This is a genomic window from Antrihabitans spumae (assembly GCF_043944905.1).
Lineage (GTDB): Bacteria > Actinomycetota > Actinomycetes > Mycobacteriales > Mycobacteriaceae > Antrihabitans > Antrihabitans spumae.
The window spans coordinates 1-24,661 of record NZ_JBIMSN010000012.1; the positions used below are offsets into that span (position 1 = coordinate 1).

The window sequence follows — 24,661 nt, forward strand, 5'->3', positions numbered from 1 at the left end:
GCACCATTCTTTGTTGGTGACACGGACTTCCGCTCAATCGCCGTGAAAGCACGAGGCTAGAGTCCAACCGCAGAGGTCGAATGGGAGCGGCACGGCGCTGTCGAGGTCATTAAGCACCACGCCGAAAGGGGACGCGTTGGGTGTTGGCACATGACGATGATCACACAGCGCTGGTGACGGGAAGGCCGCCGACTCGCATGGAACGAGCCAATTGCACCGTCCGCGAGAACCGGTTGACAATCTCTTGTGCTTATCGACACGGCTCGCCTCGCGGGCGCCAAGATCTAGGCTCGGCCGCTCGACTGAGGGCAACCCGGGCGAAGCAGCACACATTGTGCGGGATGCTTTGTCTACCGGATGCTCACAGTCCGTTTCAGACTGGACGGCCCGGGGTTTGTGGCGAACACATCCGAGGTGTGGTCTGCACGGGCTGCGACGGTATGTTGGTTGTTCATCGAAGTGACTGAGAATTGCGGCGACCAAGAGTTGTGCTCCGTATCCACTCTCGCAATCGGTAGGTTGACCTTGTGGCTGTCGCAGATATTTTCACCGCGCCCTCGCTTGCCAGGGCGACGCTCGTGGACCCGTTGCCTCAACGGTGGTTGCATGTTCGAGGCGTGGGAGCCCGGGCCGAAACAATCGCGCATGCGTTCCGCAATGACGGCCACTATCTCATCGCCGCATGTTGGCTGCACGACATCGGGTACGCACCTGCATTGGTGCACAGTGGTTTTCATCCTCTAGATGGAGCGAGGTTCCTGCGCGCAGAGGGCTGGCCCGAACGAATCTGCGGCCTTGTTGCGCACCACTCGTTCGCGGACGTTGAGGCGGAACTTCGCGAAATTGGTGGACTGGGTGAGTTCGAGAACGAAGAGTCGGCCGTCCGTGATGCAGTCTGGTATTGCGACATGACTACGGGGCCGAATGGCGAACTGGTGGACGTCCACCAGCGGTTGGACGAGATCGTCTGGCGGTATGGTCCGGCAGATGTGGTGTCACAGTTCGTAAGTCGTGCTCGTGGCGAACTCATTGCCGCGGTGGAGCGAACCGAGCGAAAGCTGCGCGCGGCTGGTTAATTAGCCGATGTACGGTTCGGGCGACCGGGCGTATCCGTGATCGATTCGAAGTCGGACCGAAGGATGAATGTCAAGTCCGTCCAATTCATCCTGATTGACCCATCGAACGATCGATGACTCGTCTGATGGGCGCAGGTGTCCGCCAACCGGTCTGGCGCGTAGACAAATCGAGAACTGTTGGCGCACTTCGCCGTTGGAATAGGCCATTACATGATTCGGATTGGTGTAAAGACCGACAATCCCGGTGACTTCGATGTCGATGCCGGTTTCTTCGCGGGTCTCGCGGACAGCGGTCTCCGATATGTACTCGCCGACGTCCTGGCCGCCGCCGGGAATCGCCCACAGGCCGTTGTCGGTCCGTTGGATCAGCAACACCCGTTCGTGGTCGTCGAGCACGAATGCCGTCGCTGCAACGACGATGCTGTTTGCTTGAGGTGCGTCAGGGTCGTAGTAGTGCTCGATGCGTGCCATCGAAGCGATTCTAGCTAGTTGTACATGGATACGTGCGGTCCCGCGAGAGGCTTCGAATCCTCCCAAACGGCGTCGAAGCTGTCTGCGTAGGTGTCGAAGAGGTCGCCGCCGGCAAGCTGGCGTAGATGCAGCACAGGGGAGTGGGCGGCCATCAGTCCGTAAACGTGTGTGTTGACTAGCATCTCGTGATCGAAGCGATAGATCGAGTTGTACAAGGTGGTCTCGTGCAGCCTGATGTCGATGGCAGGTTCGTCCGCGAGCGGCTGAAAGAACATGATCGCGTTTCGGATCTTCGCCGCGATCGCTTCAGGGCCGATGTTCTCCTCTCTGCTGCGACTCGTGACGTTAAGGCTGTCTGGGTCGCCGAACAGGAATCGGATGTTCGTTCCAGCTCGCGACTTGGTGCGAAGTGTCTTGACCAACTTGTGGTTCTCGGTCAGGAATAGTCCAGCGTATACAAGAATATCCAATTGGCTTGCGGCGCTGTCTATTAGACGCGACCAGACTTCTCGCGGCATTTCGTGCCGGTGCGGGTATACGGCGACAACCTCGGACGTTGCGATCTCTGCTGCGCGTTCTGACCCGCGCGCGTCCGGCCACAGGAAAGACTCGGATTCACGCAACAACGCCGCAAGAGCATTTCTGTGCTTTGGATATGGTGTCCGGTCTTTCGTAATCCATCTTTCGATGGTCTTCGCGTCGACGTTTATCGCTTGCGCGGCCGTGTCGCGCGTCAATCCTTGGCGAAGTAGAGCGTCTCGCAATCGGTCGTTCGTCACTGTTCCCCCTCAGAAGTTGGGACGACTAGGGACGAGTTTACCACGGGGACGTCTTAAGAAGTCACGTTGCGCGGTGCTGCCGTCCTCTTTGTACACGCGAATCTGTTTGTGCCCGAACCGATCCAACAACGACCGGACAGGTCACTCGGCCGGGCGTCGTTGCAGAAGGGACCATGCCATGAAGAAGCACGATCGATCCGGCAGCGGAACACTAGTCTTGATCAGCATTCAGAAGGGGGCGGAACTCGTCGGAGTTCATCCCAGGACATTGCGCCGCTGGATTGCCGAGGGTCGACTGACAGGCTACCGACTGGGGTCGCGCGCGATCCGTGTCGACAAAGGCGAATGCTTCGCGCTCGCTCAACCATTCGCAACGGCGGGTGGTGCGTGGTGAACGCCGACGAGATGCAATTTCGCGATCTCAGTAGGCTGTTCCACATATTCGAGGACATAGCGGCGTCCGCCCAATCGATAGGCCGCGATGGAGTCGAGCGTAACTCTGGATTCCCCAACGAGCGGTTGGCTCTCGCGGTCACTGCGATGGTCAGTATCTCCAATAGTCAGCGCGAAGTGTTGAACATGCTCAGCGTGCGCGCCAGACCCGGAGGAGGCGCGCCGCCGACCACGACTCGGGGTGCAGCTAGCCGCCGTGTCGCATTGCAGCGACTCGGCGATCCGCGTCGTTTGCTCGCCGATGTCGGTCGCGGGCCTCGATATGCCGATCCGGCCGGTTTCACCCTTCGGGCGGCGGGACAGCGACGAGCGGACCCAACTCGTCGCGATCGCGACACCATTAGTCGTGGTGCCGCACATGACCAGTAGCCGCGCTCGCCCTCTTCGTATTGCAACCATCTCTGCTGTCGGCTTGACCGTCGCGATCGCCACGGGCGCCTTCATATTGTCATTCGCGGCACTGTCGGACTTGGCTGTGCAAGCCGGCCAACCGCGTCACCTAGCGTGGATTTGGCCAGTCATCGTTGACGGAGCGATCCTGCAGTCGACCATCAGCGTCGTGACTCTGGCCCGCCTCGAAAGCGGTAAACCTGCGCTGCGCTTCTTCTGGACGGTCCTTGCGAGCACGGCCAGTGTCTCAGTGGCCGGTAACGCTTTTCACGCCGGCATATCATCTGGCCGCACACTGGCACCGTTGGTCAGCGCGGCGGTGGCAACCGTCGCGCCAGTGAGCCTTCTCGCTGCTACACACGGTATTGCGCTTCTGGTCCGGGTTACCCAACACGTTGAGCCCATGCCGACCAACAAAGACCAACCGATTTCGAGTCGGCGAGCGACAACGCAGCGGGCGCCAAAATCCAGTGATAGTACAAACGACAATCGCTCGCCTAATCGAGCCCAACCGAATCCGAGCCAGTCACTCGCGAGTGAATCGGATCAACTGCCCTCGAATGACGACCCCGCAAGAGTCGCTGCAGCCTTGAAAGCGGAGGGCTGGTCGCATCGGCGAATCGGCGTCCGGCTTGGTGTGCATCACAAGACAGTCGGTCGGATGCTGCAAAAAGAACCGCAGCCCGCTGAAGCCGCGACGCGGACAGACGTTCCAAACATTTCGACCGCAAATGTGTAGCGAAACGACAGTATTCATCCAGAAGGGGACAAAGCATGAGCCATCCGCCGATCGAACGAGACATGCTGACCGCCAACGAAGTCCGTGAAATCACCGGCGTGCCGGTCTCGACGCTGCACGACTGGGCATCGAAGAGAGAGCGTGGACTCGATGCACCCGGGCCGCACCATATGCGCTTGAGCGTCCGCCATCGCAGGTGGGCAAGGCAGGACGTGTACACGTGGCTTGAATCTGCACGAGTGTGATTGATCGATGAGCTGGAAAGCGGTTGATTGGGCCACCGATGCCGACGTTGGGTCACCCACCCTCAAGTTGATTCTGATCTTGCTCGCGAACAAGGCGGACGAGCGATTCTCCTGCTTTCCGTCGATTCGAACGCTGATGTCTGAATCGGGTGCCGGCAGAAGCACGGTCCTTCGCGCGCTCAAGACGTTGGAGGCCGACGGGCTGGTCACCAGGCGTGCCCAATTCCACGACTCGGGAGCGCAGCGGTCTAGTCGATACTTCCTCAACCACCCTGATGCGCCGCATCTTTCACCCCGTCCCGAATCGACACCCCCCGGTCCCACTCCGAAACGCCGCCCAGTTCGCCGTGAAACGGAGGGGGTGTCATATCGAGACCCCACGGGAGAACCAGTGGTGGACCCCAATAACCCCTCAAGTGAACCTCCATCCGAATCCAGTGATGCTGGTGTCGAACTGCTTCGAACCCTCCCGCCCCCGTGGACAGTGGGCCGGAAGGATGTAGCTACGCTGGCGCCGAGGATCAACGCTGCGCTTCGCGCTGGCTGGGACGCGAAGCGTCTCTCGGACTATCTATCGAAGAATGCGACAGGCGTGCGTTTTCCTGCGCGGGTTCTCATGGCACGACTCGCGGATCTGCCTGCGCCGCAGGTCTATTCGACAAAGCGAACGACAACCAGAATGCCGTGGTGCGGCAGATGCGAAGATTCGCTGTCGAGAACGGTCACCCTTGTCCAGTTGGATGGCTCAGATCGTGCGGCCTTTTGCCCGCGGTGCAGTCCTCAAATGCAAAGCTCACCATGAACATCGTTTCAACGTCCTCGACAAGAGGAGCAGCGATGTCCAGCATCGCGGAAGATCAACGATTCAAGGCCAAAGTTTGGTAACCGAGGTAAGTTGGTCGCCTGGGGAAATTGCCAACAGCAGCGGCGGCGTACTCGCCTGGACTCGGCGTTTCACCGAGTAGCGGACCTCGGCTTCGGCCGACTTGGCAAATGGAGAGTTGATGAGAACAAAGTACTCGGACTTGTATTTCGGACTCAGTGACGCGGTCAACGAAGCAAAGCAAGATCCCGACCATTTTTTTCGTAGCTACGTCAACATAAACAACGTCGTCGATGAGGTTACGTCAGGGCGCAGAACATTTGTCTTCGGGCCAAAAGGAACCGGAAAGTCCGCGCTTGGGTTGTGGATCGCTTCAGATGTCGACAGTGTTTGCTCGCAAGTGCGCGACGCGGCATCGCTTCCTCTTGCCGACATTCCGAACTTGCAGACCGGTCAACCTGCTGGAGTCGAGCGTACCGTTACTGCATGGAAGTTCATTCTACTGTGCAATTATCTCACCCTGCTGCGCAGAGATAATGCATGTAGCATGACCAACGCTCGAGAAGTGGATCGCGTTACGCGTCTTCTTCGCGAGTATGGATTTATGGGCGACGCATCGGGCAAGGCGCTTCTGAAGGTCGCGACCACAACGGTTGCGATCCCAATTCCACGAGCTGGAAGTGTTTATAAGAAGGAATCCAAATCTGCACTGAATATCTTCTCATTGATTCCGTATCTTGAGGAGTGGGTTTCGTCGGCGAGGTCTCCGAACCGACACGTACTGTTCATCGACGGGCTGGACTCTATCTACCTAAACGATCCACGATACGATGAGAGTTTAGCGGCACTCGTGCAGGCCGCGTATCGCATGAATCAAAATCTCGGTGCGGCTGGCGCGACAGGATCCGTCGTACTTCTACTGCGCAATGACGTCTTTTCGAGGGTTTCGTTGCGTCTGCCTGACTCGCAGAAAATGCGCGACGACCTCGGAGTCGACCTAGACTGGAGGATTCTCACCGGTTCAGCCGGACGAAATGCGCCATTGTTCAAGCTCGTTAATGATAAGGCGTCCGCTGCGGCGGAAGAGTCAGTAACAGTTCTGGACTATTTCCCGGCTAAGATAAAGGTAGGTAACGGAAATCGCGAAATACCGACTGTTCAATATTTGCTCAACCTTACCCGCCATACTCCGCGCGACTTGTTAAGACTCTTTGAGGAAATTCGAAAGGTCGAAGCCTCTAACGTCTTGGGGCAAGGTAGCTCGCAACTCTCGGCTGCCGTAATCCGAGAAGGAGTCGTGCAATATTCCACCAAGTACTTCGTCAACGCGATTAAGAATGAGTTTGCTGGATATGAGGGCGGCCCAGAAATCGCACAGGACGCCGTCACAGCATTGCAGTATCTAGGATCTCAGAAGTTCGACAGGATTGGCTTCAGGCAGCGGTTAAGGGAGGTAAGGGGAACCCAGGTGTCGGAGCAAGAAGGCGATCGATTACTCAAGTTGCTGTTCTTCGCAGGCGCAATTGGGAACCTCGTCGGAAACGACAGTTATATGCGCTTCTATCACCGACGGGACGATTCCGAGATATACCTTCGTGGGGGGCTGATTCTTCACGGGACCCTATGCCACGCCTGGAATGTGCCATTCGCTACTTAGCAAATCGGATCCTACGATCGTCGCCCACGCGGATAGCCTATGATGTATCGCCACCGGAACGGCGTGGCGACGCGCAATCACTGTAGCCATCGCGTGCACAGGCAGCGGACTCGTGGCACGCGTAGATGGAAGCAAAGTCGCGTACGCGTACTTGCGTGCCCTAGAGTGCCTTTCACGCAATTAAGCATGTACTCACTACAAGCAAATCGGCACGTTGAGCATTGCCCCCCTCCCTCGCTACTAAGGCGGCAGCGGTCCCGCGGTGAATTGTCATTCCGAGCCTCGAGCCCCGAGCCCTCATGACGGCCGTGATCTGATGCAGCCGACATTTTTTGGCGACCACGCCTGTACCACCGTTGTCAGAGGCGTTACCTTCGTAAGGGCCCGCCCGTTGGAGCGTCGCGCCACAAAGGCAACAGCTGCGGACCCGTTGAGCTCAAGCTGATCGGATCTCCGTAGTCCCCGAAGCCGAGTGAGCGATAGAAAGGCGTCATGACCGCTCGCGTCGCCGCACCGTATGTGGGTTCGCCGGCCGAATCGGCGCGCTCGAGACCGTATGCGAGGAGCGTCCTCGCAACGCCCGTCGTCTGCAGCTCGGGTTTCGTTGCCAGCAAGCACATGTACCAATGGGGCGTTCTAGGGTGGACGGCGTCCAAGGTCCGTCGCAGCCGAGCCGCCGCTGGCAGCCTGGTTCCGAGCGCGCGTATCAGCGCTGGAAGCGATCGGAGTAGTCCCGTCGTTGATTGAGTCCAGTGCCCTGGCGGATCCCATACCGCGACGCCGACGATCGTTGTCCCAACCTCGGCCACGTCGACACCGCCCGCCGGGACGTGATGGTGACGGAGGTTGGCGGCCAAGTAGATCGGCATCCGTGCTGCCCGCTGCTTGTCGTTCGGCCATAGATGGCACATCACGGGATCTCGGTAGAACGCGACCGAGAGCACTTCAGCCAACGCCGGGATGTCGTCAGCCTTTGCGGATCGAATTGTCGCCATGTTTATCATCATGCACGAATGGGGAAAATCGGGTTGTATCGACCTAAGAATTCGAACCGGGGGAGCACCGCTGTGACTACAGAAAAGAAGACCATTCGGCTGCTGGTCGAAACGTTGGATTCGGATCCAACTGTAGTCGTGGAAAACGGCGCGCCGCGCGAATTCAAGAGACTCCCGAATGTATTGCGCGGTGCCCAAAAGGCCGTGGTCGAGCAGCTGATTGCCGAAGCTGTCGACAGTGGTACAGAGCGCCGCGCAAGGGTCGAATCAGGCCGCGATGCCGACGGTGGTTCCGTCGTCGTCTCACCTGTCTTCGGTCCCGACAGGACCGTCTTCGGATTGCAGGTGGCCCTAGGGCCCGGTGAGACCTCGACACACGACTCGGTGGCTGCATGGGAATGGGAGCTCGGCCTCGATGGCGTCCCACCGCGCCTACGGCTTTCGGGAGAGTTCTTCGACGTCTTCGGGATCGGTCCTGACTATCAAGATCGAAGCGTTTACGGTCCGGCCGACTACTTCGCTCGGATCGTTCGACTGAATGATGTTTTCGCTGGTTGGGAGACGATCAAGCGAGCCAGTGCAGGCCATCGATCTTCTGGAGATTTTGTGATCCGGCGGGAGGCCGGAGACCTGGCGGTGATTCGCTTTGCCCAACGCTGCGTGGAAACCCCTGCGGGGCTTAGGCTCAGGGGAATCTGCCGCGAGTTGTCGGCGACGGAGGTCGGTACTGATCTCGACGTTGCGGTCTTGGACAGCATGGCAATGCGACACATGCTCGGAACGCAGCAGATGTTCGCATACATTCTCGACACGACCATCCCGCATGCCCCGTGTGTTCTTAAGTGGCTTACGTCCTGGGTCCCGAACATCGGACACGGCGTAAGCACTGGCCAAACGCCTGCCGTCCACCCTGATGATCTCCCGACCGTGATGCAGTTGATCGAAGAGGGCCGCCGGACCGCCGAACCTGTCACTGGAACCGCTCGCGTCCGCAGAGCAGGCGGCGGTTGGATTTCCATGCGGGCGACTGGTCAGCTGCTTTCGCCGAGCCTCTCCGAGAACACCTGGATTCTGATAATTCACCCCGAGTCTCTTGCCGAGAAGGGCGTGCCGTCCTCAGCCGTACCGGTCTGACGGCCGCATCCGAGACTTCGTCGGCGCCGGCACCGCGGGGGTCTGATTCTTCCGCGCATATAGCTGTTGACACGCGGGGATTGTGTGCAGGCCACTCGGGTCGACTTCGGTCGCGCAGTCGGTTCTTCGGTGACAATTGGACTATTGGTCTTTTTTGACGATTGGAGTCGACAGATGCTGTTAGTGCCGTGTAATAATTCGTTCTGAGCAGCAGCACCTAATCGCATTTTCGGATGCGAAGCGATGCACCCCTTTTGGTTATTCGCCCTGCGGTTGCGGCTCATTTGCGTACCTCGAAACCTCGGGGTTGCTACGCACGCTCTTAAGCTGCGTCGCCCGCGCCGGTAAGTGGACTTGAACGTGTATTCAGGTTCCGCTCACTCGACGTGACCGGGGTAGCGCACACATGAAACTTCTTGCTGAATCACCATCGCTTCGCGCAGCGCTAAGCGTGCGTTCCTGCCGGCCGAGCGCGGACCCTCGCGTGCGCGTCTCGCACTTCGTCCTCGGAGATTCCCAGCGCCGCCGCCAGTTTGGCTTGCACCCTGTCGTCCAGGTGCCGTTCTCCTCGCTCGATCTGCTCGACGAGCGTCTTGCTGAGGCCGGTTTCGTCGGCGAGTTGGTACTGGGTCCAACCCTTCATGTGCCGCCAGTAGCTGAGAAAACGCTGCTCGGGGTCCACGACGATGACGTCACTCATTTCGATCCCAAGCGCAGCAGTCGCGCGAGCGAGCTTGTCGATTTGCGGGGAATTGGGACCATCCTCCCATCGGCCGATGGTGACGCCGGTTGTGTCGGAGAGTCGACCGAGCTCGCCGCGCGACAGGCTTCTTGCTTGCCTGGCAGCGGCAAAAAGGTCTGGCCGGAATCCGCGGATGACCCGTCTCATCGGGGCGCTGTCGTTGACATCGACGGTCACGATGCGTCCTTCCATCGGAACACGCAACATTGTAGGTGTTAGTTGTCTGTGTTAGATGTTAGCCTGCTATTCAAACGAACTCCTCTAGGGCAGACATGACGGCCTGCGCTTGAGCGCTCACCTCCGAAACTCGCACACGAAAGGTTCCAAACATGCAGAACCGCAACATCTTTCCAAGCGCGGGCATCCTGGCTCAGCGTGCCGTCGTCGCGGTGTCCCTACCGCTCGCGCTCACTGTCGGGGCGGCGGGCACCGGCATAGCCGATCCGGGCCAGCCCGGGTTGACGCAACAAGACGACGAGGCGGGCCAACCCGGTCTAACGGTGACACCCCCAACACCGGCGCCACCTGCGATCGAGCCGGAAGTCGAACAACCGGTTGTCGAACGGTCCTACCTGCTACCCGACTATCCACAACTTCCAGCTCGTCCAGCCCCAGAGGTCTACGCCGGGCCCGCCCCCGCAGTTCAACTCGAAGAGCTTCATACGCCGGAGCCGGTAGCCCCCGTTGCGCCCGTCGAAACCAAGCCTGACGAGCTCTATTTGGGCGACCGGTCGGTGGTCCGACCGGAGTGGATACCGAAGGAGTGGGGCGATCGGTTCAACATCGAAACCTCGACTGTGCAGGCCGCAGTCAACACTTTCTACCGAAGCATCGGCGTCGACGACGACCGCGCAACGGTCATCGCCCAATCTCAGATCGCAGGTGGCCTCACCGGAGCGGTTGCGGCCGCGCTGGTGGCGGGGATTCCTGCCGCCATTGTCGGTGCTGCTGTCGGCGCGGCGTTCGGCGCGATAGCGGGTGGCGTCGTCGGAACAGTAGCGCTACCACTCGTCGGGGCGGGCCCGGGCGCACTGGCTGGTGCAGGTATCGGTGCCATCGTCGGCACCGCCGCACTGGGTATACCGGTGGGCGTCGTCGCCGGCGTCATCGGCGGCTTCCTTGGAGCCGGCATCGCAGGAGCTCTCGCAGCCGGAAGCGACGTGGGACCATCCGAACCGAAACCTGCTGAACCACCGAATAATTCGCAGTCCGCTCCAGAACCGGCACCACCCATCATCGTGCCGCAACAATGGGTCGACCAATCAGTGGTAGTCCTCGACGATGCTGTCCCTGGTGTCGCTGAAACGGTCGAAGCCGTCGTCGACACAATCGAGCAGGCGCCTGGCGGTTCCGACTTTGTCTCGACAGCCAAGCAGAGCTTGTCCTCGATGCCACCCATGCCACCGCTGCCTGCTCTGCCTCCTGTCCCCGCGGAACTGGCGCCACTGGCTGAGCAGCTCGCCCCCGTCGGTCAACAACTGACAGATCTGGTCGGCGCTGTCCAGCAGGCTGCAGGGCTCTGATCACGATGGCGAACGTGAACGATCTGAGGCTGGATGGGCCGATATCGCGTGAGCGGTCGCAGTTCGAGGAGCTACCCACAATGTCCCCGGCCCCGTCGAGAGAGGCCGTCAGCGGATCTGACGACAGTGAACCCGGGTGGCTGGGCTGGCTGGGCGACGAGGACGAAGTTCCGGTGCCGGGGCAGGTCTCTGGTTCGACCGAAGTCAAGGAGACGCCACTAGTCATCGGACGGGGCGGAGAGGCCTCTCCCGATGGTGCAGGGGCAGCGTCCGCGCGTGTGGACGACCCGCTGGCCCCCTATGCGGCGGATCTCCGACGCCGTACCGCACAGCGACGTGCCCGGAAGCGACGTGGGGCAATTGCTGTCGCCGTCGCAGGGGTCGCAATAGGCACCGGTCTTGTCGTGTTGGGGGTCAAAGCCCTGTCCTCTGACACCGATCCCAAGCTGCCCTCCGTTGAAACAGCCTCGGCGATGCCGTCCGCCCAAACATGGTGCCCGACAACCGTCGAGCCTTCGCGAGCGAGCGGAAACGGTCGCGGATCGACGATCGCCGGCAACGCCGTCTGGAGAGCAGGCGCAGCACAAGTGTTTGAGCTCGAGTACCAGATGTACATTGCCCGCAATGCCGAGGCCGCACGCGCCTTGATAGCACCGTCCGCTCAAGCGGCACCGATTGAAGCGACTCGCACTGCAATCAACTCGACGCCAGCAGGAACCGAACATTGCGTCTATCTAAAGGCGCTGGAGGCGGGTCGATTCGCCGTCACCGTCGACGAGAAGTGGCCCGATCAGACCGTCAAGAACTGGGATCTGGTCGTCACCACTGCGATTCAGCCAGACGGACGAACTCTCGTCACCGCGATCGAGCCCGGTGCAGGTGCACGATGACCACAGATATCGATCCAGATTCACTGGGCTGGTTGACGGATCCGCCACCACCTGGGTCACCAGCTGACGTGCCTTACACCGATATGCGAGTTCCCGCCTCCGTACGCATTTCCGGCTTGGCCTCGACAGGGCAAGGTTTACCGATTCCTCCGCCGATGCTGGTCACTGGCTCCAGCGGCGGATCCGGATCGACGATAGTCACTCTCGGGCTTGCATCCGCCATGGCGATCGACAACCTCGGATACGTCCATCCGGCGGCGATCGACGCCACGCCGGCAGGTGGGGATCTCTCACTCCGCGGCTGCGATCTGCACAACGCCCGCACCACCGCAACCATGCAGACCTGGCTGGCCGACACAAGCCTTCCGGTAAGTCTGCCGTCCGTCGTGGAGGCCGCATGCTCCCGATCCTCAGCAGGGCTACGGATCATGTCGCGCAGCGATGCAGCACTGCCGCGGCGCGAAACGCTGGTGTCGTTGCACGGCAACGTCATTGACGCGGGCTTCGTCCCGATCTACGACGCCGGTGCACCGGTCCGCGCCCGCTCCATTCGCCCGCTGTTGTGTGATCCACGAGTTCCGATTGCCATCACTGTCGCTGCCCGACCGGATGCAATCAACCGGCTCAACCCGGTCATGGCGTGGCTCGACGCTGAGTTCGGCGAATACATGGCCAGCGACGTGACGATCGTGGTCACCCGGCAAACCAACGACCCAGCGATGTTCGCCTGCACAGAGTGGGTCCGGGCATGGGGGATAGGGCACGTTCGCTCGATCGTGGAGATCCCCTACGACGAACACCTCGGCGAAGGCCGGCAGATCAGTTGGCACCACCTTGCTCCCGCCACCCAAGCCGCGTTCCGCCTACTTCTCGAGGAGATGCGATGAGCAACCAATTGAGCCCCACCAGACACCTCCGCAGCGGCCTCGTCGTCGGACTGTTGACGGCGACGATGCTCTCCACAGCCGGCCAGAGCAGCGCCGATCCGGCACCCCCCGAACCGCGTCCGCCCGCTCCCACTGCCTCCGATATCCCCTGCACTGCACTGCATGTGGTGGGTTTTCAGGGCACTGATCAATCCGGTGACCAGTCCGATCCGACCTTCGACGCCGGCTTCCTCGGCCAGTCCGTCACCGGCCCACTGAAGAGCGCCGGCGGAGACGCCGTGAGCAGCCAACTGGTGGCTTACGCGTCGGACTTCGGGCGTCGTGGGGAGTCCTACGTCAAATCGATGACCGGTGGCATCAGCAACGGACTCCAGTCCATCGCCGACTACGCCGCGCGGTGCCCACAATCTTCGTTCGCCATCATCGGCTACTCCCAAGGTGGCCAGGTTGCCGACGAAATCGTCCGACTCATCGGCGCCGATGATCCGACCGCACCGATACCCGCGTCCAAACTCGCTGCCGCATCGATCTTCTCCTCACCGATCCGACCTCCTGATGCAGCAATATTCCCCGGCGCACCGGGAATGCTTTCCCCCGCAACACCACCCGGCGTCGCATCCTCGGCCCTGTCCAACCTGACCGTCGACGCAACCACAGTCCCCGACGGTGGGGGCATCTCCACCTCGGTATCCAACGTCGCGGACTACGGTCCTCTGACAGGTCGGGTTGCATCTTGGTGCAGGGGTGGCGACATCGCCTGCGCCACACCGGAAGACGCGCCACTGGCCCGCACCATCGCCAACATCGGCGGTCAGGTCGACCACCTCGACCAGCAAGATCCACTCCAGACCGCAGCCGACCTCACCGTCGCACTCGGAGGTGCCGCGCTACGCACCGCAGCCGGGGTTGTAAACGACGACCTGAACTTCGCCGGTGGCCGCTTCACCATCACACCGGGCAGCGAGACTGTGCTGGGCCGTTTGGCGGTCAACTCCGATCCACGCTCGGCCGGCACCCAAGCCGACGCTGACATCGTCTCCGCCGTGGTCAAGCTCGGCGTCATGGGGTTCAACGCCGCCGTCACCGTCGCCAAAGAAGTCCTCACTCCAGCGAACATTGCGCAGTTCGCGACCGTCGGACTGGCCAATCCTGTTGCGGGCCTCGCAGACTTCGGCATGAAACTCGGCGGGGCAGTCCTCGACCTGTTGCCACCAGCGACGATCAACCAGGGCATCCAGTACATCTTCCATCAGATCCAGTCGGGCATCGTCGACAATCAAGGCCTGGTCAAGATGGCGACCGACCTGCGCGTCTGGGACGTGCAGCGCCAACACACCTCCTACGACGCCGCCGCCGACTCAGCCAGCGGGCAGACCCCAGCAAAATTCACCGTCGAGTGGTTCACCGCACTGGCACAGGCATTGACCACCGGTGACACCGCCGAAGCATCTGACACCGAGACCACCACTGCGCCAACGGGTCCGGCACCGATGTTCCCCGCAGATGCCTCTGCGACGAAGACCCGCCCGACTGGATCAACTCCCACTCCACTTTTCCCGACGACGGGCACCTTTGTGGTGCCGACACCACTGTTCCCCGAAACCGGCGACCCCACCGCCGCTACGCCGACATCAGCAGCACCCACCAGCAGCGAAAGCCGCTGACATGCACACCACCGCATCGAGTCGAGTCCGATGAAGACCGCAGCCGGTTTCGCCGGTGCGGTGGTGCTGCTACCCCTGCTGATGATCGCCGTTTTACTCGCCGTCGTCTTCGTCGACGACAAGGACGCCTGCGCACCGACTCGACCCGTAGCGGCCGTGGTCCAGGGCGATCCAGGCCCCGCACCCGCAGAGCGTGGCTCACCTGCCCCGTCGGGCGAGCGCACTTATCCGCTGGCCGCCGGAACCTACACCGTCACCGATCATTTCGGCACTCGCGGCGGATCTCACCAGGGTGTCGACTACGCCGCGTCTGCGGGCACCGCAATGTTCGCCGCCGCCCCCGGAAACGTGGTGGCATCCGGTCCGGCGTCGGGGTTCGGGCAGTGGATCATCATCGACTCCGTCGACGCCGACGGATCACCGTTTGCCACCGTCTACGGCCATATTTTTCCCGATGACCTTCGTGTCAAAGTCGGCGACGTCGTCAAGGCTGGCGATCACATCGCGGCTGTCGGTTACAACGGCGAGGTACAGCCACCGGGCCCGGGCGGATCGCACCTGCATTTCGAGGTCTGGCCCGGCGGCCGACTCACCGGAGGATCACCGATCGACCCAGAGTCCTGGCTCGCCGGTGCCGCGACCCCGAAAGCCCGCCCCGGTGGTACACCCTCGACACCCTCACCGGCACCGGTGTGCGAGGACGGATTCGGCACCCAAGGCGGCCAACTCGCCGACGGCGTCGTCCCACCCGAACTCGACCCCTGGTACCGCAAAGCGGGGTCACTGTGCCCACAGATCACGCCGTCGCTGTTGGCCGCACAAGGCAAGCAGGAGAGCGGCTTTCAACGTGGGCTGTCCTCGCCGGACAACGCGCAAGGCTTGGCCCAGTTCATCCCATCCACCGCCATCGCCACGGCCCCCGACGGGCGCCCCTACATCATCGACGCCGACGGCAACGGCCTCGCCTCGGTATGGGACGACGGTGACGCCATCATCGGGCAAGGCCGCTACATGTGCGCCCTCGCCGCCATCATCGACGGCTGGAAAGCCGCCGGTCGAGTGCAGGGCGACACTCCTGCACTGGCTTTGGGTGCCTACAACGCCGGCGAAGGATCGGTGCTCGCCTCGGGCGGCATGCCGAACCAGATCCCACGGCACTTCTCCGAAACACAGCCCTACATCCGGATCATCCTCGACAACGAGCCGAACTTCCGCGCCGCCGCCGCAACCGGCAGGTTCGTGCCAAGCCCGTCCTCGCCGGTCGGAGGACAGATCGTCGACGCCGCTCGGCAGTATCTCGGAACTCCGTATGTCTACGGCGGCGGCGGACCGCAAGGACCCAGCAACGGGGGGCTGGATTGCTCCGGACTGACCTCAGCTGCCGTGCACGCCGCCAGCGGCGGCACAGTGACCCTGCCCCGCACGTCGGAGCAGCAGTGGTCTGTCGGCACCGAAATCCCGATCGATCAAGCGCAGCCCGGGGATCTGGTGTTCGGCGAATGGGGTTCCGGCGGACCAGGTCACGTCGGAATCGCATCCGGCAACGGCCAGATGATTCATGCCCCCCAGCCCGGGGACGTCGTCAAAGAAGCGCCGGTTCAGTCCGGCATGCGTGCACGGAGAGTCGCATGAACCACTCCCACAGAACCCTCACCTCGCTGCTGATCACCGTCACCGCAGGAACGCTGCTGCTGATGGGGTGCGGCACCGACGACGAGTCACCACGCTCGACTGAACCGTCGACACCGTCGACCGTCGACACCAACTCGGCCGACACCGTCGCCGTGGAAGCGCTGGCGCGCATCTTCTCCTGGCGACCCGCCGACGAACCGCAAGGCGGATCCCTCGCCCGCGCTCGCGACCTACTCGGACCGACCCTGCTCACCGTGGTCGACGGGTATGCGTCGGATTCGGCACCACCGCGTACATCGCTGCAATGGGCGCACTGGCGCGACACCGGTGCTCGCGTCGACGCGTTCACGTTCGCGTCGGCCGAACCATCCGGAGACACCGACCCCGCCCGGATTCAGCACCGCAAGATCGGCATCGAACAGACAGTCGTCTATCCGGACGGGGACACCGAATCTCTCCCTCCGACAGCAGTCATCGCGACTCTCATCCGCACCTCAGATGGCTGGCGACTGGATACCTACCAGTGAAAGCAGGTGAACGAACACCATGACCGATTTGGTGACCGAGCGCATGGCGCCACCCCTCGGCCAGGCGGCGCCACCGTCGCCCCGGATGGCGCCCGAACGCGTCCCGATGCTGACACCAGCGCCACGCGGGACTGGCAGCTGGAACACACGGGTCACACGTGCGCCGCACCAACGAGCGCCGCTGGTGTGGCTGCTCGGCGCGACCGGTGGCGCGGGAGTGTCGATGCTGGCGGCGTCACTTGCCTATGCCGGAGATGCACAACGACGCTGGCCGTCGCTGGTCGGCTACAGCGCCGCACTCGATTCGCCACTCGTCGTCATCGTGACCCGCACCCATATGAGCGGACTGCACGCTGCGCACAACTTGCTGCTGCAGCACGCCTCCGCAGCCACCCCCACCGGGGTGCAGCTGGTCGGTGTCGTCACCGTCGCCGACACCGACCGGCCACTGTCCAGCCCGGTCGCCGCCCGCCGAGCCGTCGTCGAAAGCCTCGCTGCCGATCTCGACGCCCGTGTCTGGCGGCTCGGCTGGATCGAACCGTGGCGATCACTGACCACCGACGATCTCGCGATCTGGAGCCCGGGCTACCGACTTCCCGAGGACAAACAGCACCGCCGCGACCCGTCCCGCACACCACCGCCACCAGTTCGCGAACTCGCCGCCGAACTGCTCACCGCGGCACGATCCGCCACTGCCTCCGGCCGTGGGAAACCCAGCACCCGAAAGGAATCCACATAATGCTCGCCACCTATGTCGTCGACATCCTGGCCGCCGATCCTCCCGGCGGAAACATCTTCGACCCCGTCATCACACCACCCCCCTTCGCAGAGAAGTACTCCCTGCTGCTCGGTATCGGCCTGTTCTTCGCTGCGTTCGCCTTGACCGGGTTGGGGATCTTCTTCGGCGTGAAATTCGCGCAGTCCTTCGCCGAAGGCCACGGTGGGCAAGGCCAGAAAGCCGGCATCGCCGCGTGTGCGGTCGGGGCGATCATGGCTGCCAGCGCAGGGACGTGGGTGACGTGGTTCATCCGATGACCACCGCTGTTTTGGCCGCCGGCGGAATGGTGACCCCACCCGACGATGTCACCCAACCGGTGCTGCACATCGTTGGGATCTTCTTGTGGTTCGTGGCGGCCCTGCTCGTCGCTGCCGCCATGTACGGCGGTTACGAGTTCGCCGAATCGTTCCGCGAAGCGCAGTCGTTGACCCAGGCCAAAGGCCGGATGCTCGTCGTCGCCACAGCCGCGATTCTCACTGGCTCCGCCGCCGCCGTCGGTGGCTGGCTCTTGATATGAGCACCGCTGCCGCACAACCCCATTCGATCCAGACACAGAGGCGGAAGGCGATATGAAGATCCGATTGGTATTCGACGAGCTGCGCTCACGACTGTCCGAGGTGGACCGCAGACGGACCGTCGCTGCGATGGCCGTCCTGCTCGTCCTCGGGGTTGTCGCAACACTGCTGATGTCCTTTGGTGGCGGCGGCGAAACCACCGACGGCGGCACCGACACCGTCCTCGATGTCGCGGCCGTACCGGAGCAGGTGCAGTGGGAGCTGTATCGCGGCGTCGCTGTGCCCTACAGCGCCGATGGTCCGCGTGACCGGATCACCGGATCGGGCTATGCGCGCACACCCCAAGGCGCCGTGTGCGCCGCCATGCAGGCTCAGGTGCGGTTGTCGATGGCACCGGATGAATCCTGGGCCAGCACCGTGGTCACGGTCGCAGCACCCGGTCCTGGACGCGATGCATTCGCCGCGGCACGAGTCATGGCCTCGATCAGCAGCGACGCAGATCCAGCACAGACCGCCCAATTCGTCGGCTTTCGTGTGACCGACTACAGCGACTCCGCAGCCACGATCTGGCTGGCGACCCGCATGCCCGACGGCACTCTCACGGCTGCATCCTCGGGCGTCATCTGGTTCGGCGACGACTGGAAGCTAGCGTTGCCGGACCCGAAAGGTGCTGCGGGGGATGCAGAGTCGACTCCCTTGGTGGCGTTGACGTCGCTGGACGGCTACACCGCGTTCGGCGCCACCACCGGGGGCCAACGATGAAGACCGCAGAACGTACGAGCAAGCGCCCCGACACCACGACCGAACCAGGCGCAATGCGGCGCATGGGCGGGTGGCTCGCCGGTAGCCGAACCACGCTCTACATCTCGGCCGCCTTCATCGCCTTGATGCTCGTCGCCGGAATCGGCATCATCGGTGCGCGGCTCGTCGGCGACGACGACGCAGCGACACCGGCGCGGCCAACCTCGGCAGCGACACCGACCCCGACCCGAACACCGCCGGCACCCGATCCGACGCCGGCTGAGCCGTTCAACCCGCCGTCGGCGGACATGCTGGGACGACCGATCGCCTATCCGAAAAACTCTGCCGGTCAACCTCTTCCGCAGCAACCGGTCGACCGCGATACCTACTCGTGCCCGGCACCACCGACCTGCCCACCGCTCGATGCCCCTGCCTCGGTGATGTGGCAGATCATCGGTCCGTTCGCACTTCCCTTCTCCACCAGCGACGGACCCACACGCGTGGACGGACCTCTGGTCTCCGGCTACACCCGCACCCCGCAAGGCGCGGCACTGGCCGCCTGGCAAGTCCAGTCCCGGGTCGCGATCAGTCGAGCACACCTCGATGCCGCCCGTGACACACAGATCGTCGCTGTCCCCGGTCAGGATCTCAGCAGCACCGAAGAATGGGACATCTCCAGCATCGACCCTGTCGTACCGCGGCCGTCGGCATTCCGGATCACCGGCTGGAGCGCCGACGCCACGTTCGCCGTGATCCAGTACGCCGTCCCCGATCGACGCCGGGTCGGGAACAACTGGATGATCGTGCAGCTGCAAGCGCTCTGGCAGGACGGGGACTGGAAGCTACGTGGAGCCGACGTCGAGCCAGGCCCCTTCGCGCCGCTGACGACACTGTCGGGGTGGTCGGAGTGGTAACACGCCTGCTCACGCTGCTGCTGCTGGTCCTGGCGGTCCTGATCGGCACGCCAGTGCTGGCCGCTGCCGAACCCACCCCGCCAGCGCCGTCGGCGCCCGCGGAGGAACCCGATCTCTACTCCAAGTGCCGAGCAATCGGCGACAAAATCGACAGTCTGCCGGGCCCACTGAGCATTCCCGCCAAGCAATTCGAACTGACCTGTGACGTCGGTACCGCCGTCGCCAACCCCAGCGACGCCGTCGGGGAAGCGATGGACGGCGCAGTCGGGGAGGCTGCGACCGCATTCGCCGACGGCTGGACCAAAGCGATCACCATGATGTTCACCTGGTGGTACCGCACACCCCTCACCGATGAAGGCAGTAGCGGAAACAGCGGAGAAATCATCTCCGAGGTGCACTCCTACCTGCGCTTCTTTCAGATCGCGCTGTTCGTCGTCTCGATCGGCGTATCGGCAGTGCGTCTCGCCTTCGCTCGCGCGGAGATGCGGGACACCCATGCCCGTGAAGCGGCCGCTGTACTGACCCGAACCGTGTTCGCGTCGTGGTCGTTGGCTGGGCTGGTGGTGATTGCAGACGAAGCCTCCCGGCGCGGCGGAATGTGGATCGTCGAGCTGATGGTGGGGGACAACCTTGTCGACGCTGCCAAGAAGCTACTGATCTCCGGCCCGCTCCTGGGGCCGGGTCTGCTGTTCGTGTTCGCCTTCCTCGGCCTCATCGGCACGATCGTGCAGTGCTGCTTCGTCCTTGCCCAGATGGCGGTCGCGAAGCTCATCCAGGGCGTCATACCCCTCGCCGCCGCCGGATCCGGCTTCGCGGCCGGTAAACAGGCCTACAACAAGTTGCTCGCATGGACCGCGGTATTCCTGTTGTTTCCGCTGATGGCGTCGATCGTCTACGGCGTGGCCTTCGCCGCCGCCGGCGGCAGCGACGACGCCCAAGGCACGTTCGCCGGACTGATCCTGCTGACACTGAGCTTCCTGACCCTGCCCGCCTTGATGCGACTGATCGTTCCCGCAGTCGGATCGATGGGCGGCGCGTCCGGCATGGCGCTGGCCGCCGGGGTCATGGCCGCCACCGGATCCATCGGCGGCCGCATCGGTGAATCACTCGGATCCACAGGCGGTGCTACCTCGGAATCTCCATCGTCGCCACCGGCTGGAGGACGCAGCGACGGACAGCAACCGACCGGCGCGACCACCTCGTCGGGAGCTGCCGGATCGACCGGAGGCATCGGGTCCACCGGCTCCGCCGGGGCAACGGGCGCGGCCAGTAGCGGTGGCGCGGCAAGCGGTGGCGGAGCCGCCGCCTCCGGCGCAGCGTCCGGAGGCGCAACTGCTGCTGGACCGGCCGGTGCCGCCGTGATGGCCGGCGAACAGGCCGGTAAAGCCGTCGGCGCAGTGGTCGGCGGGGTCGCCGGGGCCACCGGTGCCGCCATGGGCGGACCGGACACACCCGACGGCGATTCCACCGGAGGACGGTCCGCATGACCTGCCCTGAGGTACCCCGACCACGCTGCCACACCCATCGCCCGACCGCGTCGGACCTGAAGGAGTCGAGATGACACAAGTCGATAATCTGCCGTTGGAGGCCAGACGCACCTACAGCGCCGGACACGAGGTGCGGCGAGTGTTCGCGTTCGGTGTGCCGAAGAAAGTGTTCTACGTCGTCGGCGCCAATCTGATCGTCGCCGTCCTGTTCATGCTGATCAGCGGATTCGTCCTCACGGGACTGACCTGGATCGTGCTCAGCATCGTGGCCTGCATCCCGCTCGCTGTCCGCGTCGCGGGCCATTCCGGCTACGAACTGGGCTTGCTGTGGCGGGGGTTCCGCAAACAGAGCCGCACCGGCCGCAACGTGCTCCGCGCCGGGCCGCTGTCGAACGCTCCGGGCGGACGGACCCGGCTCCCCGGCGTCGCCGCACCGACCGAAATGTGGTGGGGCATCGACAAACTCGGTCGCAGATTCGGCATGATCCGGATGCACTCCACCAGCCAGTACACGGTGTCGCTACGCGTCACACCACAAGGCATCGGCGGCATGCAGCAGGAAGTCGTCAACCTGATGGTGGCCGACTGGGGCGAACTGCTCAACTCGGCCGGGCAACCCGGCGACGTGGAAGGCATTGTCGTTGTCGCCGAGACGATTCCGGAGACCGGTGCACGGTTGAAAGCCGAAATCGACCGGCTCTGCCATCCCGACGCACCGGCCGCTGCGGTGGAAATGATCCGGCAGGCCGGTCGCGGCCGAGCGGCAGACAGATCCGGCAGCCAACTGCTCATGCGAGTCTCCATCACCTGGGCCGCGCGCACCGACGCGAAAAAGAAAGACCCGATGGTGATGCTCGCCGATCTGTCCGAGCGGATCCCCGCGTTCTGCGATCAGCTCGCTCGAAGTGGCGTCGTCGCTGATCCACTCTCCGATCATCAGCTCGCTGCGACCGTGCGCCGCTGCTTCGACCCTCGCGAAGAGACCGAAGCTGCCGTCGAAGACGTGGTCAGCAACAAGATCGACGCCGTCGACTGGCTCGACGCGGGTCCGCTGACCGCTGATCAGACCTCCGATACCTACTTTCACGACGGTGCCTGCTCGCGAGTCTGGGTGATGAGCAGGCCCCCGTCCGGATTCCCCACGGAACGAGTCTTGGAGAAGCTGATCGCGGGCCGACCCGATGTGGCGCGGAAACGAATCACTCTGATTCACAGGCCATTACCGCCCGGTGACGCCGCTGCGAGCGTCCACGCCGATCATCTCGCCGCCGCCGCCGCGGTCAACTCGACCCGTGGTTTGGCCTCGGCGCGGGCTGGGATGCAAGTGGCTGCAACCCAGCAGGCTCGACGCGAAGAGGCATCGGGTTCCGGGGTCACCGACTACGGCATGATCATCACCGTTTCCGCCCGCGACGTCGAGGAACTCGACGGACTCGGCGAGATCGCCAAAGACATGGCCGCCTCGGCGCGACTGTCGATCCGTCCCGCCTGGTGGTCCCAACCCTCGGCGTTCCTCGCTGGCATCGGAGTCGGGGTCTTGCTGCCCGACCATGCCAGCGTCGCGAAGACTGTTCGGGGGGCCTAGCCATGACCCGACGCTCCCGGATGGGCATCAACCTGCGTCGCTGGTTCGCCGACAGCATCACCCACAGCTACGAACCGACCCGGCGCCGCACGCGGGCACCGTCGATGGATCCGCTGACGCGGGGACAACGCAGTCGCGCGGCCGACGCCAAACAACAGGCACGCGAGACCGCCGCTGCTCTGAAAGAAGAGATCAAACAACGCGATCCCGCTCGGCGAGAGCCGAAATGGCGGCGCGCTGCACGTCTCGGCTCCCGCGGTCTCGGCGGACCCGGTGGCGGTGCCATGGAGGTCGTCGACGTCATTCCCACGTTCCGGGCCACCACCGTGCAGGCATGCGGGCTGTTCCCGTTCGTCTTCGGTGACACTCACCCGATGGTCGGCAGCCCGCATGGAATCAACCTCAAAACCGGCGGAACCTTCAATTACGACCCCATCTCGGCGACGTATCGAGCTCGTCTGCACGTCACCCCGAGCTGCTTTCTGCTCGGCCTGCCCAGCTACGGAAAATCTTCGGTCGCACGCAAGATGATCGCCGGTGCCGCAGGACAGAATCAGATCCCGTTTGTCTTTGCCGACACCAAAGGCGAACATGTCAAAGTTGTCAAAGATCTGGGCGGCAAAATCATTCGGCTCGGCCACGGCCACGGCCAGCTCAACCCGCTCGCGCTCGGGGCTCTCGGGTCGATCATTGTGCGCCTGCAAAAGGCCGGCCGCGAAGACCTGGCACGGTTGGTGTCCAAGCAGGTGCATTCGCGTCGCAAACGGCTGCTGCAAGGTCTGTGCGAAATCGAGCGTGAATCCGCACTCGGTCAGACCGAACGCAATCTGCTCGGTGCCGCGCTGCGCATCCTCGACGCCGATCCGCGATTCGGGCCTGAATCGCTTCCTCCGGTGATCGCCGATCTGATCGATCTGATCGAGTCCGCGCCCGACGCACTGATCCGCAAAGTGCTGGCTGCCGACCAAGCCCATTACAACCTGGAGGTCAAGCCGCTGCTGCAGACCCTCACTGCACTCGTCGACGGTGATCTGGGCGACGTGTTCGCCGGACAGACATCGGATCCGATCGATCTGATCGCAGATCCTCCGCCCGCGATCTGCGTCGACATTTCCTCGATCACCAGCGGTGACGAGAAGCTGGAAGCGGCGGTGATGTACGCGTGCTGGGAGGATGGTTTCGGCGCAATCGAAGCAGCCCACGTCCTGGCAGACGCCGGGCTGGCACCGCAACGACACTTCCTGGCCGTCCTCGACGAACTGTGGCGCGTGCTCTCGGCCGGCCCGGGCATGGTCGGGCGCATCGACGCAGTCACTCGCCTGACCCGCACCCTCGGGACCGCGCTGATGATGATCACCCACACCGTCAAAGACCTCGAAACCCTCGCCGCCGATATGGATATTCAGAAGGCGAAAGGTTTCATCGAACGTGCCGGTGCTCTGATCGTGGGTGCGTTGCCACGCGAAGAGATGGACAAGCTCGACGCGATCATTCCGTTCACCCGCGCCGACCGCGACACTGTGTCGAGCTGGTCGACCCCCGGCGCCTATGACCCCGACACCCACACACGGCGTCCACCACCGGGGCGGGGCAATTTCATGCTCAAGATAGGCACCGAACGCGTCCCCGGAACCCCGTTCAAGACCGTGTTCACACCGATCGAAATCGAACGCAAATGGCACGAGACCGACGCTAGATTCTCCGGGGCGATGGCCGCATGAGCATCGTCTTCCTCTATGCCTCGGCCACCGAGCCGCACTCGCCCTCGGCCGCGCTCGGTGGCGCTCTCGACGAGCTGCAGCGCCAACTCCTGATCCTCTCGCGCCAGCACCGCTACGTGGTGATCACCTCGCATTCACACACGCTGGCTCCGACAACGGTGACCAGCCGATCGGTGCTGGGACGAGACAAGCCCGGCTGGCTCGCCAGCGTGACGGCCGCAGTTGATTGCGCCGATCTGCACACCCGCAACTCCATCGAGCCCCTCGATGGTCAGGACACGCAGCGATGAACA

At 63.1% G+C, this 24,661-nt stretch carries 27 protein-coding genes; 22 read left to right on the plus strand and 5 right to left on the minus strand.

The window, feature by feature from the left end:
* Nucleotides 1–578: 578 nt before the first annotated feature.
* A complete protein-coding gene (locus ACHIRB_RS02795) occupies nt 579–1,076 on the plus strand; it encodes an HD domain-containing protein (protein WP_395127610.1) in 498 nt (165 codons plus the stop codon).
* Here the strand turns inward: ACHIRB_RS02795 and ACHIRB_RS02800 are convergent, their stop codons facing one another.
* Both ACHIRB_RS02800 and ACHIRB_RS02805 read right to left on the minus strand, forming a co-directional pair.
* A complete protein-coding gene (locus ACHIRB_RS02800; RefSeq protein ID WP_395125516.1) occupies nt 1,077–1,547 on the minus strand; it encodes an NUDIX hydrolase in 471 nt (156 codons plus the stop codon).
* 14 nt (nt 1,548–1,561) lie between these two features.
* Nucleotides 1,562–2,326 carry a helix-turn-helix domain-containing protein gene (locus ACHIRB_RS02805; protein WP_395125515.1) on the minus strand — a complete coding sequence of 255 codons (765 nt, stop codon included), beginning with the start codon at nt 2,324–2,326 and terminating at the stop codon, nt 1,562–1,564.
* 178 nt (nt 2,327–2,504) lie between these two features.
* On the opposite strand from ACHIRB_RS02805, the gene ACHIRB_RS02810 reads away from it, so the two are divergent.
* Complete coding sequence (locus ACHIRB_RS02810; RefSeq protein ID WP_395127598.1) at nt 2,505–2,720, plus strand: excisionase family DNA-binding protein; 216 nt, start codon at nt 2,505–2,507, stop codon at nt 2,718–2,720.
* On the opposite strand, the gene ACHIRB_RS02815 is transcribed toward ACHIRB_RS02810, so the two are convergent.
* The gene (locus ACHIRB_RS02815; protein WP_395125527.1) at nt 2,687–3,211 is read right to left on the minus strand and encodes a hypothetical protein; all 525 of its coding nucleotides are present in this window, start codon (nt 3,209–3,211) and stop codon (nt 2,687–2,689) included. The two genes, ACHIRB_RS02810 and ACHIRB_RS02815, sit on opposite strands and share 34 nt — an antisense overlap.
* Between ACHIRB_RS02815 and ACHIRB_RS02820 the strand changes: the two genes are divergently transcribed.
* From ACHIRB_RS02820 to ACHIRB_RS02835, 4 genes are all read left to right on the plus strand, one after another.
* The gene (locus ACHIRB_RS02820) at nt 3,138–3,908 is read left to right on the plus strand and encodes a DUF2637 domain-containing protein (protein WP_395125513.1); all 771 of its coding nucleotides are present in this window, start codon (nt 3,138–3,140) and stop codon (nt 3,906–3,908) included. The two genes, ACHIRB_RS02815 and ACHIRB_RS02820, sit on opposite strands and share 74 nt — an antisense overlap.
* Before the next feature lie 35 nt (nt 3,909–3,943).
* A complete protein-coding gene (locus tag ACHIRB_RS02825; protein ID WP_395125512.1) occupies nt 3,944–4,153 on the plus strand; it encodes a helix-turn-helix transcriptional regulator in 210 nt (69 codons plus the stop codon).
* A 7-nt stretch (nt 4,154–4,160) separates the two neighbouring features.
* Nucleotides 4,161–4,955, plus strand: coding sequence for a helix-turn-helix domain-containing protein (locus ACHIRB_RS02830; RefSeq protein WP_395125511.1), 795 nt, complete (start codon nt 4,161–4,163; stop codon nt 4,953–4,955).
* 202 nt (nt 4,956–5,157) lie between these two features.
* Nucleotides 5,158–6,633, plus strand: a complete 1,476-nt coding sequence (locus ACHIRB_RS02835; protein ID WP_395125510.1) for a P-loop ATPase, Sll1717 family — start codon at nt 5,158–5,160, stop codon at nt 6,631–6,633.
* Between the two features lie 368 nt (nt 6,634–7,001).
* Here ACHIRB_RS02835 and ACHIRB_RS02840 read toward each other — a convergent pair whose 3' ends face one another.
* Nucleotides 7,002–7,628 carry a GNAT family N-acetyltransferase gene (locus ACHIRB_RS02840; RefSeq protein ID WP_395125509.1) on the minus strand — a complete coding sequence of 209 codons (627 nt, stop codon included), beginning with the start codon at nt 7,626–7,628 and terminating at the stop codon, nt 7,002–7,004.
* Nucleotides 7,629–7,700: 72 nt separating this feature from the next.
* Between ACHIRB_RS02840 and ACHIRB_RS02845 the strand changes: the two genes are divergently transcribed.
* A complete protein-coding gene (locus ACHIRB_RS02845) occupies nt 7,701–8,762 on the plus strand; it encodes a GAF domain-containing protein (protein WP_395125508.1) in 1,062 nt (353 codons plus the stop codon).
* A gap of 445 nt (nt 8,763–9,207) precedes the next feature.
* Here the strand turns inward: ACHIRB_RS02845 and ACHIRB_RS02850 are convergent, their stop codons facing one another.
* Entirely contained in the window at nt 9,208–9,681 is a 474-nt protein-coding gene (locus ACHIRB_RS02850; RefSeq protein ID WP_395125507.1) for a helix-turn-helix domain-containing protein, read from the minus strand.
* Nucleotides 9,682–9,833: 152 nt separating this feature from the next.
* On the opposite strand from ACHIRB_RS02850, the gene ACHIRB_RS02855 reads away from it, so the two are divergent.
* The 15 genes from ACHIRB_RS02855 (at nt 9,834) to ACHIRB_RS02925 (ending at nt 24,658) form a co-directional block, all read left to right on the plus strand.
* The gene (locus ACHIRB_RS02855) at nt 9,834–11,027 is read left to right on the plus strand and encodes a hypothetical protein (RefSeq protein WP_395125506.1); all 1,194 of its coding nucleotides are present in this window, start codon (nt 9,834–9,836) and stop codon (nt 11,025–11,027) included.
* A gap of 80 nt (nt 11,028–11,107) precedes the next feature.
* Entirely contained in the window at nt 11,108–11,917 is an 810-nt protein-coding gene (locus tag ACHIRB_RS02860) for a DUF8176 domain-containing protein (protein ID WP_395127599.1), read from the plus strand.
* Nucleotides 11,914–12,804, plus strand: coding sequence for a hypothetical protein (locus ACHIRB_RS02865; RefSeq protein WP_395125504.1), 891 nt, complete (start codon nt 11,914–11,916; stop codon nt 12,802–12,804). Before ACHIRB_RS02860 ends, ACHIRB_RS02865 begins: the two co-directional genes overlap by 4 nt.
* Complete coding sequence (locus ACHIRB_RS02870) at nt 12,801–14,468, plus strand: cutinase family protein (RefSeq protein ID WP_395125503.1); 1,668 nt, start codon at nt 12,801–12,803, stop codon at nt 14,466–14,468. The genes ACHIRB_RS02865 and ACHIRB_RS02870 overlap by 4 nt, the downstream gene beginning before the upstream one ends.
* 30 nt (nt 14,469–14,498) lie before the next feature.
* Nucleotides 14,499–16,100: a peptidoglycan DD-metalloendopeptidase family protein gene (locus ACHIRB_RS02875; RefSeq protein WP_395125502.1), complete on the plus strand. Its 1,602-nt coding sequence runs from the start codon at nt 14,499–14,501 to the stop codon at nt 16,098–16,100.
* A complete protein-coding gene (locus ACHIRB_RS02880; RefSeq protein WP_395125501.1) occupies nt 16,097–16,627 on the plus strand; it encodes a hypothetical protein in 531 nt (176 codons plus the stop codon). The genes ACHIRB_RS02875 and ACHIRB_RS02880 overlap by 4 nt, the downstream gene beginning before the upstream one ends.
* A gap of 19 nt (nt 16,628–16,646) precedes the next feature.
* On the plus strand, nt 16,647–17,366 hold the full coding sequence (locus ACHIRB_RS02885) for a hypothetical protein (protein WP_395125500.1): 720 nt from the start codon (nt 16,647–16,649) through the stop codon (nt 17,364–17,366).
* Nucleotides 17,366–17,662, plus strand: coding sequence for a hypothetical protein (locus tag ACHIRB_RS02890; RefSeq protein WP_199708650.1), 297 nt, complete (start codon nt 17,366–17,368; stop codon nt 17,660–17,662). Before ACHIRB_RS02885 ends, ACHIRB_RS02890 begins: the two co-directional genes overlap by 1 nt.
* Nucleotides 17,659–17,922 carry a hypothetical protein gene (locus tag ACHIRB_RS02895; protein ID WP_395125499.1) on the plus strand — a complete coding sequence of 88 codons (264 nt, stop codon included), beginning with the start codon at nt 17,659–17,661 and terminating at the stop codon, nt 17,920–17,922. Before ACHIRB_RS02890 ends, ACHIRB_RS02895 begins: the two co-directional genes overlap by 4 nt.
* Before the next feature lie 52 nt (nt 17,923–17,974).
* A complete protein-coding gene (locus ACHIRB_RS02900; protein ID WP_395125498.1) occupies nt 17,975–18,682 on the plus strand; it encodes a DUF8175 domain-containg protein in 708 nt (235 codons plus the stop codon).
* The gene (locus ACHIRB_RS02905; protein ID WP_395125497.1) at nt 18,679–19,575 is read left to right on the plus strand and encodes a DUF8175 domain-containg protein; all 897 of its coding nucleotides are present in this window, start codon (nt 18,679–18,681) and stop codon (nt 19,573–19,575) included. The genes ACHIRB_RS02900 and ACHIRB_RS02905 overlap by 4 nt, the downstream gene beginning before the upstream one ends.
* Entirely contained in the window at nt 19,560–21,062 is a 1,503-nt protein-coding gene (locus ACHIRB_RS02910) for a hypothetical protein (RefSeq protein ID WP_395125496.1), read from the plus strand. Before ACHIRB_RS02905 ends, ACHIRB_RS02910 begins: the two co-directional genes overlap by 16 nt.
* Nucleotides 21,063–21,132: 70 nt before the next feature.
* Nucleotides 21,133–22,647, plus strand: coding sequence for an SCO6880 family protein (locus ACHIRB_RS02915; RefSeq protein WP_395125495.1), 1,515 nt, complete (start codon nt 21,133–21,135; stop codon nt 22,645–22,647).
* Between the two features lie 2 nt (nt 22,648–22,649).
* The gene (locus ACHIRB_RS02920; protein ID WP_395125494.1) at nt 22,650–24,368 is read left to right on the plus strand and encodes an ATP/GTP-binding protein; all 1,719 of its coding nucleotides are present in this window, start codon (nt 22,650–22,652) and stop codon (nt 24,366–24,368) included.
* On the plus strand, nt 24,365–24,658 hold the full coding sequence (locus tag ACHIRB_RS02925; RefSeq protein WP_395125493.1) for a hypothetical protein: 294 nt from the start codon (nt 24,365–24,367) through the stop codon (nt 24,656–24,658). Before ACHIRB_RS02920 ends, ACHIRB_RS02925 begins: the two co-directional genes overlap by 4 nt.
* The last annotated feature ends 3 nt before the right edge of the window (nt 24,659–24,661 follow it).

Coding starts and splice junctions, on each gene's coding strand:
- ACHIRB_RS02865 (WP_395125504.1), top strand. CDS start 11,914: ATGACCACAGATATCGATCCAGATTCACTGGGCTGGTTGACGGATCCG.
- ACHIRB_RS02855 (WP_395125506.1), top strand. CDS start 9,834: ATGCAGAACCGCAACATCTTTCCAAGCGCGGGCATCCTGGCTCAGCGT.
- ACHIRB_RS02875 (WP_395125502.1), top strand. CDS start 14,499: ATGAAGACCGCAGCCGGTTTCGCCGGTGCGGTGGTGCTGCTACCCCTG.
- ACHIRB_RS02835 (WP_395125510.1), top strand. CDS start 5,158: ATGAGAACAAAGTACTCGGACTTGTATTTCGGACTCAGTGACGCGGTC.
- ACHIRB_RS02830 (WP_395125511.1), top strand. CDS start 4,161: ATGAGCTGGAAAGCGGTTGATTGGGCCACCGATGCCGACGTTGGGTCA.
- ACHIRB_RS02905 (WP_395125497.1), top strand. CDS start 18,679: ATGAAGACCGCAGAACGTACGAGCAAGCGCCCCGACACCACGACCGAA.
- ACHIRB_RS02890 (WP_199708650.1), top strand. CDS start 17,366: ATGCTCGCCACCTATGTCGTCGACATCCTGGCCGCCGATCCTCCCGGC.
- ACHIRB_RS02840 (WP_395125509.1), bottom strand. CDS start 7,628: ATGGCGACAATTCGATCCGCAAAGGCTGACGACATCCCGGCGTTGGCT.
- ACHIRB_RS02895 (WP_395125499.1), top strand. CDS start 17,659: ATGACCACCGCTGTTTTGGCCGCCGGCGGAATGGTGACCCCACCCGAC.
- ACHIRB_RS02925 (WP_395125493.1), top strand. CDS start 24,365: ATGAGCATCGTCTTCCTCTATGCCTCGGCCACCGAGCCGCACTCGCCC.
- ACHIRB_RS02860 (WP_395127599.1), top strand. CDS start 11,108: ATGTCCCCGGCCCCGTCGAGAGAGGCCGTCAGCGGATCTGACGACAGT.
- ACHIRB_RS02870 (WP_395125503.1), top strand. CDS start 12,801: ATGAGCAACCAATTGAGCCCCACCAGACACCTCCGCAGCGGCCTCGTC.
- ACHIRB_RS02915 (WP_395125495.1), top strand. CDS start 21,133: ATGACACAAGTCGATAATCTGCCGTTGGAGGCCAGACGCACCTACAGC.
- ACHIRB_RS02820 (WP_395125513.1), top strand. CDS start 3,138: ATGACCAGTAGCCGCGCTCGCCCTCTTCGTATTGCAACCATCTCTGCT.
- ACHIRB_RS02810 (WP_395127598.1), top strand. CDS start 2,505: ATGAAGAAGCACGATCGATCCGGCAGCGGAACACTAGTCTTGATCAGC.
- ACHIRB_RS02825 (WP_395125512.1), top strand. CDS start 3,944: ATGAGCCATCCGCCGATCGAACGAGACATGCTGACCGCCAACGAAGTC.
- ACHIRB_RS02800 (WP_395125516.1), bottom strand. CDS start 1,547: ATGGCACGCATCGAGCACTACTACGACCCTGACGCACCTCAAGCAAAC.
- ACHIRB_RS02885 (WP_395125500.1), top strand. CDS start 16,647: ATGACCGATTTGGTGACCGAGCGCATGGCGCCACCCCTCGGCCAGGCG.
- ACHIRB_RS02900 (WP_395125498.1), top strand. CDS start 17,975: ATGAAGATCCGATTGGTATTCGACGAGCTGCGCTCACGACTGTCCGAG.
- ACHIRB_RS02920 (WP_395125494.1), top strand. CDS start 22,650: ATGACCCGACGCTCCCGGATGGGCATCAACCTGCGTCGCTGGTTCGCC.
- ACHIRB_RS02880 (WP_395125501.1), top strand. CDS start 16,097: ATGAACCACTCCCACAGAACCCTCACCTCGCTGCTGATCACCGTCACC.